Source organism: Micrococcus sp. UYEF5 (assembly GCF_040546065.1).
Classification (GTDB): Bacteria; Actinomycetota; Actinomycetes; order Actinomycetales; family Micrococcaceae; genus Micrococcus; species Micrococcus luteus.
This window is the reverse complement of sequence record NZ_JBEPNB010000009.1, coordinates 103,984-116,647: the sequence shown is the minus strand read 5'-3', so window position 1 is coordinate 116,647 and position 12,664 is coordinate 103,984. Positions and strand designations below refer to the sequence as shown.

General features: G+C 71.7%; 13 protein-coding genes and 1 pseudogene. 4 read left to right on the top strand and 10 right to left on the bottom strand.

The annotated features are described in order from the left end of the window. Nucleotides 1-69: 69 nt before the first annotated feature. The 7 genes and pseudogenes from ABIB16_RS09635 to ABIB16_RS09605 form a co-directional block, all read right to left on the bottom strand. Entirely contained in the window at nucleotides 70-912 is an 843-nt protein-coding gene (locus ABIB16_RS09635) for a GIY-YIG nuclease family protein (RefSeq protein ID WP_354436238.1), read from the bottom strand. A gap of 102 nt (nucleotides 913-1,014) precedes the next feature. Then, a complete protein-coding gene (locus ABIB16_RS09630; protein WP_155643142.1) occupies nucleotides 1,015-1,170 on the bottom strand; it encodes a hypothetical protein in 156 nt (51 codons plus the stop codon). A 33-nt stretch (nucleotides 1,171-1,203) separates the two neighbouring features. Beyond that, nucleotides 1,204-2,070, bottom strand: a complete 867-nt coding sequence (locus ABIB16_RS09625) for an 8-oxoguanine DNA glycosylase OGG fold protein (protein WP_354436237.1) — start codon at nucleotides 2,068-2,070, stop codon at nucleotides 1,204-1,206. Between the two features lie 43 nt (nucleotides 2,071-2,113). Next, entirely contained in the window at nucleotides 2,114-2,710 is a 597-nt protein-coding gene (locus ABIB16_RS09620) for a DinB family protein (protein ID WP_044659366.1), read from the bottom strand. A 23-nt stretch (nucleotides 2,711-2,733) separates the two neighbouring features. After that, nucleotides 2,734-3,075, bottom strand: coding sequence for an alpha/beta fold hydrolase (locus tag ABIB16_RS09615; RefSeq protein ID WP_049147456.1), 342 nt, complete (start codon nucleotides 3,073-3,075; stop codon nucleotides 2,734-2,736). A 220-nt stretch (nucleotides 3,076-3,295) separates the two neighbouring features. Beyond that, nucleotides 3,296-4,516, bottom strand: coding sequence for a Fic family protein (locus ABIB16_RS09610; RefSeq protein WP_060973983.1), 1,221 nt, complete (start codon nucleotides 4,514-4,516; stop codon nucleotides 3,296-3,298). Further along, nucleotides 4,513-4,860 (bottom strand): annotated as a pseudogene (locus ABIB16_RS09605) (GNAT family N-acetyltransferase); the annotation flags it as partial. The pseudogene ABIB16_RS09605 and the gene ABIB16_RS09610, both read right to left, overlap by 4 nt. A 110-nt stretch (nucleotides 4,861-4,970) precedes the next feature. Between ABIB16_RS09605 and ABIB16_RS09600 the strand changes: the two are divergent. Further along, nucleotides 4,971-6,113: a GNAT family N-acetyltransferase gene (locus tag ABIB16_RS09600; RefSeq protein WP_044659368.1), complete on the top strand. Its 1,143-nt coding sequence runs from the start codon at nucleotides 4,971-4,973 to the stop codon at nucleotides 6,111-6,113. 65 nt (nucleotides 6,114-6,178) lie between these two features. Here ABIB16_RS09600 and ABIB16_RS09595 read toward each other — a convergent pair whose 3' ends face one another. After that, nucleotides 6,179-6,628 carry a hypothetical protein gene (locus tag ABIB16_RS09595; protein WP_354436236.1) on the bottom strand — a complete coding sequence of 150 codons (450 nt, stop codon included), beginning with the start codon at nucleotides 6,626-6,628 and terminating at the stop codon, nucleotides 6,179-6,181. A gap of 313 nt (nucleotides 6,629-6,941) precedes the next feature. On the opposite strand from ABIB16_RS09595, the gene ABIB16_RS09590 reads away from it, so the two are divergent. From ABIB16_RS09590 to glpK, 3 genes are all read left to right on the top strand, one after another. Continuing rightward, complete coding sequence (locus ABIB16_RS09590; protein WP_354436235.1) at nucleotides 6,942-8,687, top strand: glycerol-3-phosphate dehydrogenase/oxidase; 1,746 nt, start codon at nucleotides 6,942-6,944, stop codon at nucleotides 8,685-8,687. 13 nt (nucleotides 8,688-8,700) lie between these two features. Continuing rightward, nucleotides 8,701-9,423: an MIP/aquaporin family protein gene (locus ABIB16_RS09585; protein WP_078026192.1), complete on the top strand. Its 723-nt coding sequence runs from the start codon at nucleotides 8,701-8,703 to the stop codon at nucleotides 9,421-9,423. A gap of 94 nt (nucleotides 9,424-9,517) precedes the next feature. After that, entirely contained in the window at nucleotides 9,518-11,050 is a 1,533-nt protein-coding gene (gene glpK, locus ABIB16_RS09580; RefSeq protein WP_078026193.1) for a glycerol kinase GlpK, read from the top strand. 201 nt (nucleotides 11,051-11,251) lie between these two features. Here glpK and ABIB16_RS09575 read toward each other — a convergent pair whose 3' ends face one another. Together ABIB16_RS09575 and ABIB16_RS09570 are read right to left on the bottom strand one after the other, a co-directional pair. Next, nucleotides 11,252-11,713 (bottom strand): hypothetical protein, encoded by a 462-nt coding sequence (locus tag ABIB16_RS09575; RefSeq protein WP_354436234.1) that lies wholly within the window; start codon nucleotides 11,711-11,713, stop codon nucleotides 11,252-11,254. 130 nt (nucleotides 11,714-11,843) lie between these two features. Further along, the gene (locus ABIB16_RS09570; protein ID WP_246836829.1) at nucleotides 11,844-12,644 is read right to left on the bottom strand and encodes a GIY-YIG nuclease family protein; all 801 of its coding nucleotides are present in this window, start codon (nucleotides 12,642-12,644) and stop codon (nucleotides 11,844-11,846) included. Between the last annotated feature and the right edge of the window lie 20 nt (nucleotides 12,645-12,664).

Below are 12,664 nucleotides of genomic sequence, written 5' to 3'. Positions count from 1 at the left end.
GAGGTGAACCCCGACACCGCGCCCGCCCTCGAGTTCAGCGCCTGACAACCCCAACGAAGGAATCAGCCGCTACACCACTTCATGGGGCTTGACCGAGCGATCGAGCGCATCGCGCAGGAGCCGGCCGAGTTCATACTCACTGGTGGGCATGGGGGTGTCGTCGAGCCGTTCAGCGAGCTCCTCCCAGAGACCGATGCTTCCCCGCAGCCCGTACTGGCGGGGGCGGCGGCGGCGGAACAAGTCGCCGACGGTCGCGCGCGCCGACGAATGGACTTCCACCACGTCCACATCGCGCTTCGCCTGCTCCGCCATGGCCGTGCGGGCTTTCCGGATGCGCTGGCGGAGCAGCTGTGCTTCGGGGCTGGTGCCGCCGTAGATGAGGTTCAACGGCGGGGTGTGCGTGTCGATCACAGGCTTCTCGATGCCCCCGAGCGGTGTCACTTCCGCGAACCCGGCGGGCGCCTGCCACACACGGACGGCGAGGTGACGGCGCATCCAGGTGGTCAGCTGCTCGCCGCTCTCCGGGGTGAGGGAGAATCGACCCGCGGAGGCGACGGCGACTGGCTCCAGGTCCAGCCGATCCACCAGGAGTGCGGCCAGAGTGCGGCGCAGAGTGGAGTGCGCGGTGCCGCCGCCCGCGAAATGCTTGCGTTCCAGGCGGGCCCGCAGGCTGCCCTCGGCCTTGCCGATGTAAAGCACATCGCTTCGACTGACAGACGTGTCCAATCGCAGCTCGGCTCGCGCCGCGTCAGGATCCTGCGCGACAACCGCGTACAGCCCGGTCGAATCCGGCATGACCTCGCCGCCACGCCCACCAATGACCACACCGCCGTCCTCGACGCGTGCGAACAGCTGGGGACTGTTCTGCAGAGCATGGGAAGCGGCCACGATGAGCCCCGCCTTGGTGGTCATGCCAATGTCCTCTCTTCGTCCGGGACATCTACCCCGGCTACGCCTCGAGCCTACGGAGGGCCCTGGACACGGTAGGCGCCCTTGCGATGGATCGCTGAGCCCTCACCGCGCCAAGATCCACCGGTCCTCTGGGCCGAAATTGTGGAGGTCGTCGCAGACGAAGCCGCGTAGCCACGGGACGTGGTCCACGACGCGCCGGTACAGGCCGCGGTGCACGCCGGACTCGTCGCCGATCAGCTGCTCAGCGGACACGTTCATCTCGACGCCAACCGCGCACAGGCGGGCGGGGCTTCACGCCTCGTCGGGCGCCCGGTCCTCCGCGTCGGCGATGACGTCCTCCAGAGCCTGCAGGTGGGGCTCGGCGTCGTCCCCGGCGCCCAGGTCGGCCAGCGCGAGGCGGAGGGCCTCGAGCAGCTCGCCGGCCTCCGGGTCCGCGGCGGCGGAACTCCAGCTCGCCCGCCAGGGCTCCTGGGTGGCGTCCTGCTGCTCCAGGAAGATGAGCCGCTCGACGTCGTCGGCCGGGATCTTGAGTTCCTCACCCCACGCCTGCATGGTCGTGACGTACGTCCGGTACCTGTCGGGGTAGGTCCAGCCGCCGCCGATCCGGACGTCGACGTCCTTCACATGCTCGGCGAACCAGGCGCGCACCACGGAGTCGAGGACGGGGGCGATGTCGGACTCCCGGTGGGCCTTGGTGAGGAAGTAGAGGTACTTGGTGCCGAAGGCCGCGCCGAGGTGCTTGAGGCAGCCGACCCCGCTCTTGCGCTGCTGCCGGATGTGCTCGAAGGCCGCGGGCCCGCCCTGCTCGAGGGTGATGCGGGTGACGTCGGCGAGCTGCTCCTCAAACCCGGGCTGCGCCATGATGCGCTCCACCCGGGAGGGGCCGTAGCCGACCCGTCCGTATCCCCACACCATCGCGGCGATGAAGGCGTCCCGCTGCACGGCGCGGTCCTCGGCGGTCACCTTCGCGGCGTAGCCGGTGACGACGGCGCGGGTCAGCGGCTCACACTCGAGGCAGGCGGGCAGGTCGGGCACGTGGGCCGTCCAGTGATCGAAGGACCAGCGCGTGGGCTCGTCGGCGGGCCTGCCGGCGGCAGCCCACGCATCGAATGAGCGCTGGAGGGCAGGGGGTACGGCGGCAGCGGGAGTACTCGTCATGGCCACACCGTAGGCCAAGGACCGGCACGGGAGGCATGTGCCTTCAGTTCCGGCCCGGCCCGCCACTCCCCTCCGCGATGGCGGTCAGACGGTCCACGTGGGCGGCCCAGCGGTCGGCGTCCCACGGGGGCAGGTTGTTCCCCGGGGCGCGCAGGCCGGCCTGCCCGTCGATCTGCTCCCGCAGGATGTCCGCGTGGCCGGCGTGCCGGGCCTCGTCCAGGGCGACGTGCGCAATGATCTGCGCGAGCGTCACCTCCGCCTTGTCGTCGGGCCACCACGCCACCCGCCCGGGGGCGTCGGCGCCGAGGGCCGTGATGGTCGCGTCCGCGTGGGCGAAGCAACGGCGGGCGAACTCGAGGACGTCCTCGAGGGACTCACCCTCGGCGGCGAACATGTCCACGTTGTCCTCCTCCGGCTGCCCCGCCGCCGCCCAGGGCAGCTGCACCTCGGCGGGGCGGCCGAACGTCTCGCCGAAGTACTCCAGCTCGACGACGGCGGCGTGCTTGACCAGTCCCAGCAGGTTGGTGCCGGTGGGAGTGCGCGGCAGGCGGGCGTCGCGCTCGCTGAGGCCCTCGAGCTTCTGGAGGAGGGCCGCACGCTGGCGGCGCAGCCCGTCGTGGAGGATCTGCTTGTGGTCCATGGGGGGATCCTGCCCCAGATCAGTCAGGCCGCGAACCCCCGCACGAGCTCAGCCACCCGCTCCGGCGCGTCCAGGTGCACGTCGTGCCCCGCGCCGGGCACCTGCACGTGCCGCACATCCGGGCGCCGACGCCGCATCTCGTCCAGCTCTCCGGCGGGCACGTACCCGTTCTCCCCGGTGATCAGCAGGGTTGGCGCGGCGATCTGCCCCCATTCCTCCCACCGGGGCCGCTCGTGGACGGGCCGCAGGGCGGCCTCCAGCACGTCGACGTCGAAGCGTGGCACCCAGCCGGCGTCGACGTCCCGGGTGGAGCGCGGGGAGGGCGCGATTGCGGGCGGCCCCGCCCCTGACTGGCCGTTGCGCACCGCGCGCCTGACGCTGCGCCCACCCCGGGAGGACGACCTCGGCTGGCCCTGCCGGATCGGTGTCTCTGGTGGTGGGGAACGTGGGCATGCCCGTGGGGACGTGATCCTGTGGCTGACGGACCGCGAGTCATCCCGCGGGCCTCACCTCGTGTGTTCGCCTGACCATGGCCGGGACACTACACGCGGCATGAGGCTGGTCAGCCCGGTAGTCCACACCCGGTCAACCCCGCCGGCCCGCACGCGCGGCGAACTCGTCCAGACAGGCGAGCACCTCGGTGGCCAGCCACACCCGGTTCCGACGCTGGCTGGAGACCGGCTGCAGCACACCGGCCTCGACAAGCTGGTCCACGGCCCGCTGGGCGGCCGGGCGCGAGACACCCAGCACCTGGGCCAGGTGGTCCACGGTCACGGCGGGTTGCGCGATGATCACCGCGAGCGCCCGCCAGACCGCCGCGTCCCGCCGGGCGGTGAGCCGCTCGCGCCAGCCGGTCAGGGCCTCGTCCAGGTCCGCGACGAGCTCTCGGCCGTTGCCGACGGCGGCCAGGGCGGCCTGCGCGAAGCGGCGCACGATGGGCGCGGGGTCGCCGTCGCGGTAGGCGGTGAGGGCGTCGAAGTATCCGGCCGTGTCCGTGAGGAGTCCCGCGGAGAGGGGCACCCCCATACGGGTGATCGCGCCGGCCCGATGCAACACGGCGTGCACGAGGACGCGCCCGGTGCGGCCGTTGCCGTCCGCGAACGGGTGGATGGTCTCGAACTGGGCGTGCGCGATGGCGGCCTGCACGAGGGCGGGCACGTCCGTGCGGCGCAGGTAGGCGAAGAGATCGTCCATCCCGGCACGCAGGCGCTCCGGGTGGGGCGGGACGAACTGCGCCGTGTGCGGCGTGGGCACCCCGCCCCCGATCCACCCCTGCGCATCGCGGTAGGCGCCCGGCCGGGCATGCTCCTGACCGTCCATGAGGGCACGATGGGCGGCCAGCAGGGCGGGCTCGTCGAGGTCGGCGGCCAGCCGGGAAGCAGCGCCCATGGCCCTCACGTTCGCCGCCACGAGCGTTGCGTTCGGGCGGGTGCGTTCGCCGAGAGTCGCCAGGGCGAGGGCTCGCGCGCCCGCGGTGATGTGCTCGATCTGCGAGGAGGACGCGGACTCAGTGCGCAGGAGCACCGCGTCGATCGGGGCGATCTCGCCGGTGAGCCCCGGGAGGGCGTGGCTGATCTCAGCATCGAAGCGCACGACGGCGGCCGTCGCCTCCTCGACCTCGGTCGCCAGATCAGAGGGCAGGTCGAGCCCGAGTCGGGCGATGCGGGCCGGGAGCGCGGCTCGATACGGGCCCGAGGCGCGCACGCGAGCGCTGCGGGAGCGCAGCCCGGCGTCATCCGGGCCCGCGGCCCAGGGGCGCTCTTCCCAGCCGACGGCCCACGGGGTCGGGCGCGGATCGTTGCTCATGCCGCCACCTTACGCAACGTTATGTCTAGAGAGTTGCGTACTTCTGGGCGTCGTGAGGTGGAAAGCCGTCTGCCCCGGGCCCGATGCTCCGAGGCGAGCATCGCGTAAGTGACGCCGTCCACCCAGCCGCGGGTGCGGTGCAGTGACTCCTCCTTGAAGGTGCCCTCGTGGCGCAGGCCGACCTTCTCCATCACGCGCAGGATGGGCGCGTTGTCCGCGAAGGCGTGAGCCTCCACGGGTCGGACGCCGAGGCCTGCGAAGGCGAGGTCCAACAGGGCACAGGCCAGCTCGGTGGCGCGGCCCCGGCCGGCGTGGGCCTGGGCTATGGTCCAGCCGATCTCGGCCTGCGCGTCCCGGGCTTCCTCGCGCGGTGCGCCGCGAGGTCGAGGAGGGGCGTGGCCATGGGGTCACGGCAGCGGGCGGCGGTGACGTCCCCTCCCCTACTCTCGGCCCCATGGACGTCACCTTCACTCCACTCGACCCGGCAGGCGCCGACCGGGACGCGCTCGTCGCCCTGCTCACCGAGAACGCGTGGCCGTTCCACACGCGCCCGCGCGTCACCCGGCCGGAGGCGGAGAAGGCCGTCGATGGCGGCGCCTGGGAGGATGAGGACCACCGCACCTTCTGGATCGAGCATCCCGAGCACGGCCGCGTCGGCGTGGTGCGCCTGGAGGACCTCACGGACCCCACCCCCTTGTTCGACCTGCGCGTGGCGGAGCGGTTCCGCGGGCGCGGGCTCGGCGCGCAGATCCTCACCGCGCTCACCCGGCGCGTCTTCGAGACGATGCCCGCGGTGGACCGCTTCGAGGGCCAGACCCGCGAGGACAACGTCCCCATGCTGCGCACCTTCCGCCGGGCCGGCTGGGTCAAGGAGGCGCACTACCGGCGCGGCTGGCCCGTGGACGGCGGCGAGCCGCTCGCGTCCGTGGCCTACGCAATGTTGCGCCAGGACTGGGCGTCCGGCACGACGACGCCGGTCCCCGCCGACGTCGACGCCCCGCCTCCGGTGGGGCGCAAGGAGGGCGCGGCTGCGGGCGGCCGCGCCCCTGACTGGCCGTTGCCCACCGCGCGGCTGACGCTGCGGCCGCACCGGGAGGACGACTTCGGCTGGCTGCAGGAGATGTACACGCAGCCCGAGGTGGTGCGCCACCTGCTGGACGAGCCCTGGGACGAGGCGACCGCGCGGGCGAAGCTGGCCAAGCGGATCACGTGGGACGACCTCGGCGGCCCGTCCGGGGCGGCGTCCCTGGTGGTGGAGCACGCGGGCGTCCCCGTGGGTGACGTGATCCTGTGGCTGACGGACCGCGAGCGCGGTGTCGCGGAGATCGGCTGGGCACTGGATCCGCGACATGCCGGTCAAGGCTTCGCCCGGGAGGCCGCGGCTGCGCTGCTGGACCTGGGGTTCGAGACGTCTGGCCTGCACCGGGTGGTGGCACAGATGGATGCCCGCAACACGGCGTCCGCCCGACTGGCCGAGATGCTCGGGATGCGTCGAGAGGCACACCACCGGCAGGACCTGTGGAGCAAGGGCGAGTGGACGGACACCCTCGTCTACGCGATGCTCGCGAGCGACCGGGGGGTGAGGGGCCATCTATGACGACGAACGGACTTCTACGCTCACCCCATGCAGCTCGAGACCGTGAGGGGGTGGACTCGCGAGGCTCACCAGGTGTGCGGACCGAGGTCCTCGAGGATCTCCAGGTCGAGAGGCCACTCGTCAGGGCGGGGAGTCTCGGGGAGCACCGGCTCGTAGGCGCCGACGTAGACGACCTCCCCCAAGCCGAGGCCGGTGGCCTCCTCCGGCTCAAGGATCGTCAGGTCAGCGTGGCCGGGGACGCGGTCGATCTCGGCGAGCCGCCCCGAGGGCCACACCTCGTGTGCCGCCCTCACCACGGCCCGCACACGACGCAACGGGATCGACCCGGCGGGGCTGCCGTCGTCGTGATAGGTGACGACCCAGCCTGCAGAGGCCAGGGGCCCAGCCTGACTCACTCCCCGGGAGGGCAGCAGGATCAGCTCGTGGACTTCCCCCACGGCGATCGGGTCACCGCAGCATTCCTGCTCCCAGTCCGAGAGCGAGGCGCGGCCGACGGCGCCGACGGTGATGTCCATGGTCGGAGTGTAGGGGCGGGGCCTCACCCGGGGGCGCGCGTCACCCGGGGCGCTCCGCCCTCGTTCCAGCGGAACAGGGTGAGGTGCCACAGTCCGGGGACCGTGCGAGACGGGCCACCTCCACGCGCACCGACGTGCCCCTGTACGAGCCGCTCGGGTTCCGCGAGACCGTACCCGGCGCGTGGGCACCCGCGACCCGGGAGTGACATCATGGACCTCGGCTCGCGCTGATACCGGATCTCGTGATATGACACCAGGTATCGTGAGCCACGCCACTACACTGTGCCTCCACCGATAAAGGAGCAACCCCTCCATGCCGACCCTGCGAACCGTCTCCCTCTCCGCCGCCACGCGGGAGGATCACCTCGCCCGCCTCCGGGCCACCAGCCCGGAGGCCCCCCTCGACATCCTGATCGTCGGCGGCGGCTCCACCGGCGTGGGCGCCGCGTTCGACGCGGCCACCCGCGGCCTCGACGTGGGCATCGTCGAGGCCCGCGACTGGGCCTCCGGGACGTCGTCCCGCTCCTCCCGCCTCATGCACGGTGGCCTGCGCTACCTCGAGATGCTGGACGTCAAGCTGGTGTATGAGGCGCTGCGGGAGCGCGACCTGCTGCTCACCCAGACCGCGCCCCACCTGGTGCGCCCCCTGCGCTTCGTCTTCCCGTTCTTCCACAAGGTGATCGACCGCGGCTTCATCGGCGCCGGCGTCACCATGTACGACGCCATGCAGTCACTCGGCCGCCGCCGCGCGATGGGCGCGCACCGCCATCTCAGCCGCCGTTCCATGGCCGCGACCTTCCCCTCCCTCGACGACGAGAAGATCGTCGGCGCGGTGGAGTACGCCGACGCCCAGTTCGACGACGCCCGCCTGGCCATGATGCTCGTGCGCTCCGCCGTGGACCACGGCGCCGTGGCCGCCAACTACACCGCCGTCACCGGCTACCTGCGCGGCGACGACGGCCGTGTGCAGGGCGTGCGTGTCCGCGAGGAGACCTCCGGCGAGGAGTTCGACGTGCACGCGCGCGCCGTCATCCTGGCCGGGGGCGTGTGGACCCAGGAGCAGCAGGAGCTGGCCGAGGCCGACGGCGGCCTCGAGGTGCTCGCCTCCAAGGGCGCCCACATCACCGTGCCGCGCGACCGCATCCGCGCCGACGCCGCCACCGGCGTGATCACCAAGACGGAGAAGTCCGTGCTGTTCCTCATCCCGTGGGACGAGTACTGGGTGATCGGCACCACGGACACCCCGTGGGCGGAGGACGTGGCCCATCCGGCCACCACCGCGGACGACATCGACTACATCCTCGAGCACGCCAACGCGGTGCTGAAGGAGGACCTCACGCGTGACGACGTGGTCGCCACGTACGCCGGGCTGCGGCCGCTGCTGCAGCCGGTCACCGGGTCCGACGGCGGCTCCACCAAGATCTCCCGTGAGCACACCGTCACCGAGGTGGCCCCCGGCCTCACCGCCGTGGCCGGCGGCAAGTGGACCACGTACCGGGCCATGGCCGAGGACGTCGTGGACTTCGTGGTGCGCGAGACCCACCCGACCCGTCCCAGCCTCACCGAGCGCATCCCCGTGCTCGGCGGCCTCGGCTACTCGGAGATCGAGGCGGAGGCGGACCGCATCGCCGCCGACTACGGCCTGGACGAGGCCCGCGTTGACCGGCTCCTGTTCCGCTACGGCACCGTGCTGCGCCACGTGCTCGACCTGATCGACGCCGACCCGTCCCTGAGCGTCCCTCTCGCCGAGGCGCCGCGCTACCTGCGCGCCGAGATCGTCTACGCGGCCCGAGCCGAGGGCGTCGTCCACCTGGACGACGTCATCGAGCGCCGCACGCGCCTGTCCACCGAGGTCCGCGACCGCGGCGTCGCGGCGGCCGAGGAGATCGCGTCCCTCGTGGCCCCCGAGCTGGGCTGGGATGAAGAGCGCATCGCCGGTGAGATCCGGGCGTACAAGAACCTCGTCGCCGCACGCCTCCGCGGCGAGACCGCCCACGACGACGTCACCGCCGCCGCCGCGCTCGCGGCCGCCGACGCCGACGCCGCCCCCACCCCCTGAAAGGAGCCCGTCCATGGGCACGATCTTCCTGTATGAGATCGCCGGCACGGCGATCCTCCTCCTGCTGGGCGTCGGCGTCGTCGCCAACGTCGTCCTCTCGAAGACCAAGGGCAACGGCGGAGGCTGGCTGCTCATCAGCTTCGGCTGGGGGCTGGGCGTCTTCGCGGGCGTCTACGTCGCTGCCGCGACCGGTGCGCACCTGAACCCCGCCGTGACCGTCGGCCTGCTCGTCAGCGGCGCCGAGGAGTACGCCCCCGGCATCGCCGTGACCCTCGGCACCACGCTCGCGTACTTCGCGGCGCAGCTGATCGGCGCCTTCCTCGGCGCGGCCCTGGCCTGGCTGGCCTACCGCGACCACTACCAGACGGAGACGGACCAGGGTGCGATCCTGGGCACGTTCGCCACAGGTCCCGAGATCCGCAATCCGCTGTGGAACATGGTCACCGAGCTGATCGCCACGTTCGTCCTGGTGTTCGTGGTCCTGCTCTTCGGCTCCACCCCCTCCGGGCTCGGCCCGCTCGCGGTGGCCCTGCTCGTCGTCGCGATCGGCGCGAGCCTGGGCGGCCCCACGGGGTACGCCATCAACCCGGCGCGCGACCTGGGCCCCCGCCTGTTCCACGCCGTCGCGCCGATCCGGCACAAGGGCGGCTCGGACTGGGGCTACGCCTGGGTGCCGATCGTCGGCCCGCTCGTCGGCGCCGTCCTGGCCGGCCTCGCCGCGCCTCTGTTCGTCTGAGCGGTCTGCCCGTCCAACCCCGGCGGGCACGTTCCCCTGCGGGAACGTGCCCGCCACCCCCACACCCCCGTGACCACCTCCGAAGGAGTAGGACATGACCACCCCCCGCTACGTGATGGCCATCGACCAGGGCACCACGTCCACGCGCGCGATCCTCTTCGACCACAGTGGGGCCATCGTGTCCACTGGTCAGCGCGAACACGAGCAGATCTTCCCGCGCGCCGGCTGGGTGGAGCACGACCCGGTGGAGATCTGGACGAACACCCGCGAGGTCATCGGCGAGGCCCTGGCCCGCGCCGAGGTGACCCGACACGACGTCGCCGCCGTGGGCATCACGAACCAGCGTGAGACCACCGTGGTGTGGGACCGCAACACCGGCAAGCCGGTGTACAACGCCATCGTGTGGCAGGACACCCGCACCGACCGCCTCTGCGAGCGCCTGGCCGGCGACGTCGGCGCGGACCGCTACAAGGAGCGCGTCGGGCTGCCCCTGGCCACGTACTTCTCCGGGCCCAAGGTGGCCTGGATTCTGGAGAACGTGGACGGTGCCCGGGAGGCCGCCGAGAACGGCGACCTCATCTTCGGCACCACGGACTCGTGGCTCGTGTGGAATCTCACCGGCGGCGGCGAGGGCGGCCGGCACGTCACCGACGTCACCAACGCCTCCCGCACCATGCTGATGAACCTGGACACCCTCGACTGGAACGAGGAGATCTGCGCGGACATGGGCATCCCGATGTCCATGCTTCCGGAGATCGTCAGCTCCTCCGCCGAGGTGGGCACCGTATCCGGCCAGCAGCTGCTGCGCGAGACGCCGATCACCGGCATCCTGGGCGACCAGCACGCGGCGACCTTCGGCCAGGCGTGCTTCGAGGTCGGCCAGGCCAAGAACACGTACGGCACCGGCAACTTCATGCTGATCAACACCGGCGAGGAGCCGGTGCACTCGGACAACGGCCTGCTCACCACGGTGGCGTACCGCATTGGCGACCAGAAGCCGGTGTACGCGCTGGAGGGCTCGATCGCCGTCACCGGCTCGCTGATCCAGTGGCTGCGGGACAACCTCGGGATGATCGCCAGCGCCCCGGAGGTCGAGACCCTGGCCGCCGGCGTGGAGGACAACGGCGGCGTGTACTTCGTCCCCGCGTTCTCCGGCCTCTTCGCCCCGCACTGGGACGCCGCGGCCCGCGGCGTCATGGTGGGCATGACCCGTTACGTCAACAAGGGGCACATCGCCCGCGCGGCGCTCGAGGCCACCGCCTTCCAGAGCCGCGAGGTCCTGGACGCCATGAACGCGGACTCCGGCGTGGACCTCACCGAACTGAAGGTCGACGGTGGCATGGTCGCCAACGAGCTGCTGATGCAGTTCCAGGCGGACCTGCTGCGCGTGCCCGTCGTGCGCCCCAAGGTCATCGAGACCACCGCTCTCGGCGCCGCCTACGCCGCAGGCCTGGCGGTGGGGTTCTGGGCGTCCCAGGACGAGCTCGTGGCCAACTGGGAAGAGGACAAGCGCTGGGAGCCCACCACGGACGAGGAGGAGGTTGAGCGCACCCTGCGGCTGTGGAAGAAGGCCGTGGAACGCTCCCGCGACTGGGTCGACGAGGACGTCGAGTCGGCCCAGGGCTGAGCCGTCCGGTCCGTAGGTCGGTCCGGCCGGCCCCGTGCGCCCCGGGCCGGTCCGGGCCGGTCCGGGCCCTCCAGAAGGACCCCGAGCAGCACTACCCCCTCGTCGGCCGCCTGCGCGCGGAGCGGGGCGGGGGTCGGTGCCGTTGCCATCGGTGCAGCGGCCAGGCCCGAGGTGCCCGGCTGCTCCGACGTCAAGCTGTCCTCATCCAGGGCGTCCTCTTCCCCCGCCGCTTCCGCCCAAGGCGGCGGTGGACAGGCAGGCGAAGTAGTCCGCATCCACGTTCCGGCTGTCCTTGATGGCGCTCCGCTGTGGAATCTCCTCGGAGATGCTCTCCCCGGCCGCGTTGTTCGCCGAGGCCACCACCATTTCGAAGCCGGCCACCTCAGGCCGGAGTTCGCGCGCCCGTCGTCGCATCCTGCCCTCGCCGGTCCACTCATGGGTGCGTTCGGTGAGGGCGTCGAATGGGTTCTCACACGCCGACAATCGGCGTGCTCGTTCGACGACGTTGGACGCCAGGATGTCCCGGAGCGTTGTCGTCTTGCCGGTTCCGGGGAGGCCGTTCACACCCATCAGACCTGGCCCGCCCGCCTCGACGACGTCGGCCCGCGCGACGACATCAATGCGGGCGGCTTGCAGATGCCCCGTGTGCTCGTGGGCAGTCACATTCGAGGAACTCAGCGATGGCTACAGTGCCGGGATGGCGCGCTTGTCCTCCTCCCCGAGGCTCGGCGGGGGCAATCCATCCCCCCTCCCGTCTGACCTTCGCCCTCTCCCCCAGGACAACGGAGTCCGTTCAGTTCCGGTTCAGCCCGAACCGGCGCGTCATCAGAGCCTCCTTGTAGTGCTTCTCCGCGGCGTCGATCTGGGCTTGCGGGGTATTGGAGCCGAACACGCGCAACAGGCTGAACGTGTACCGCTCCGGTTGGGCGGGGTCGAGCTCCAGGGCATCCCGGAGGGCGACGTTCCCGCCATGCCCGTCACGGGCGTAGGCCTCCCACCGTCCGAGCACACCACGCTCGCCGTCGGCCTTGCCCACGTAGCACTGGCCCGCGGTCTCGTCGGCGATCAGGTAGATCCCGCGTACGGCCTGCAGGGCGGTGCGCCAGCCTGCGTAGCGGGTCTCGGTCACCATTGACTGCAAGCCCCCGTAGCTGAGCAGCACATGGTCGAAGCCGGGGAACGCCTCGGTGGTGGGGTCGGCGATCTCCAGGACGGGGAACCGCGCCGCCAGGGGGCCGCGCTTGGCCCAGTTCACGGGGTCTGCGGACCACTCCACCACCAGGCGCTCCTCGAGGGAGGCCAGCAGCGGCACGGGCGCAACGTCGTAGTACCGGTACCGCTCCGTGCGCTCAGCCACGGCTTCCCCGCGGTTCTCGTACACGGCGGTGAGGCGAGAACGACGCCCGCCCTCCCCCATGAAGATCAGCCAGTGGCGGGCAGGCTCCTTCGGGAACTTCCCCAGGTGGTGCTGCTCCCGCGTGTAAGCGAGCACCCGCTCCGGCGTGGCTGCCGCCCGCGATGGCAGCCCCGACTCCTTGTAGGTGTGGCGGATGGCAAGAACCTCGTGCGGGTCCAGGCCAGCGGCGTCAAGCACCGACCCAAGAGTCAGGACGA

Excerpts from the sequence above, each read along its gene's own strand:
- ABIB16_RS09635 (WP_354436238.1), bottom strand. The coding sequence starts at position 912 with ATGACCACCAAGGCGGGGCTCATCGTGGCCGCTTCCCATGCTCTGCAG.
- ABIB16_RS09630 (WP_155643142.1), bottom strand. The coding sequence starts at position 1,170 with ATGAACGTGTCCGCTGAGCAGCTGATCGGCGACGAGTCCGGCGTGCAC.
- ABIB16_RS09625 (WP_354436237.1), bottom strand. The coding sequence starts at position 2,070 with ATGACGAGTACTCCCGCTGCCGCCGTACCCCCTGCCCTCCAGCGCTCA.
- ABIB16_RS09620 (WP_044659366.1), bottom strand. The coding sequence starts at position 2,710 with ATGGACCACAAGCAGATCCTCCACGACGGGCTGCGCCGCCAGCGTGCG.
- ABIB16_RS09610 (WP_060973983.1), bottom strand. The coding sequence starts at position 4,516 with ATGAGCAACGATCCGCGCCCGACCCCGTGGGCCGTCGGCTGGGAAGAG.
- ABIB16_RS09600 (WP_044659368.1), top strand. The coding sequence starts at position 4,971 with ATGGACGTCACCTTCACTCCACTCGACCCGGCAGGCGCCGACCGGGAC.
- ABIB16_RS09595 (WP_354436236.1), bottom strand. The coding sequence starts at position 6,628 with ATGGACATCACCGTCGGCGCCGTCGGCCGCGCCTCGCTCTCGGACTGG.
- ABIB16_RS09590 (WP_354436235.1), top strand. The coding sequence starts at position 6,942 with ATGCCGACCCTGCGAACCGTCTCCCTCTCCGCCGCCACGCGGGAGGAT.
- ABIB16_RS09585 (WP_078026192.1), top strand. The coding sequence starts at position 8,701 with ATGGGCACGATCTTCCTGTATGAGATCGCCGGCACGGCGATCCTCCTC.
- glpK (WP_078026193.1), top strand. The coding sequence starts at position 9,518 with ATGACCACCCCCCGCTACGTGATGGCCATCGACCAGGGCACCACGTCC.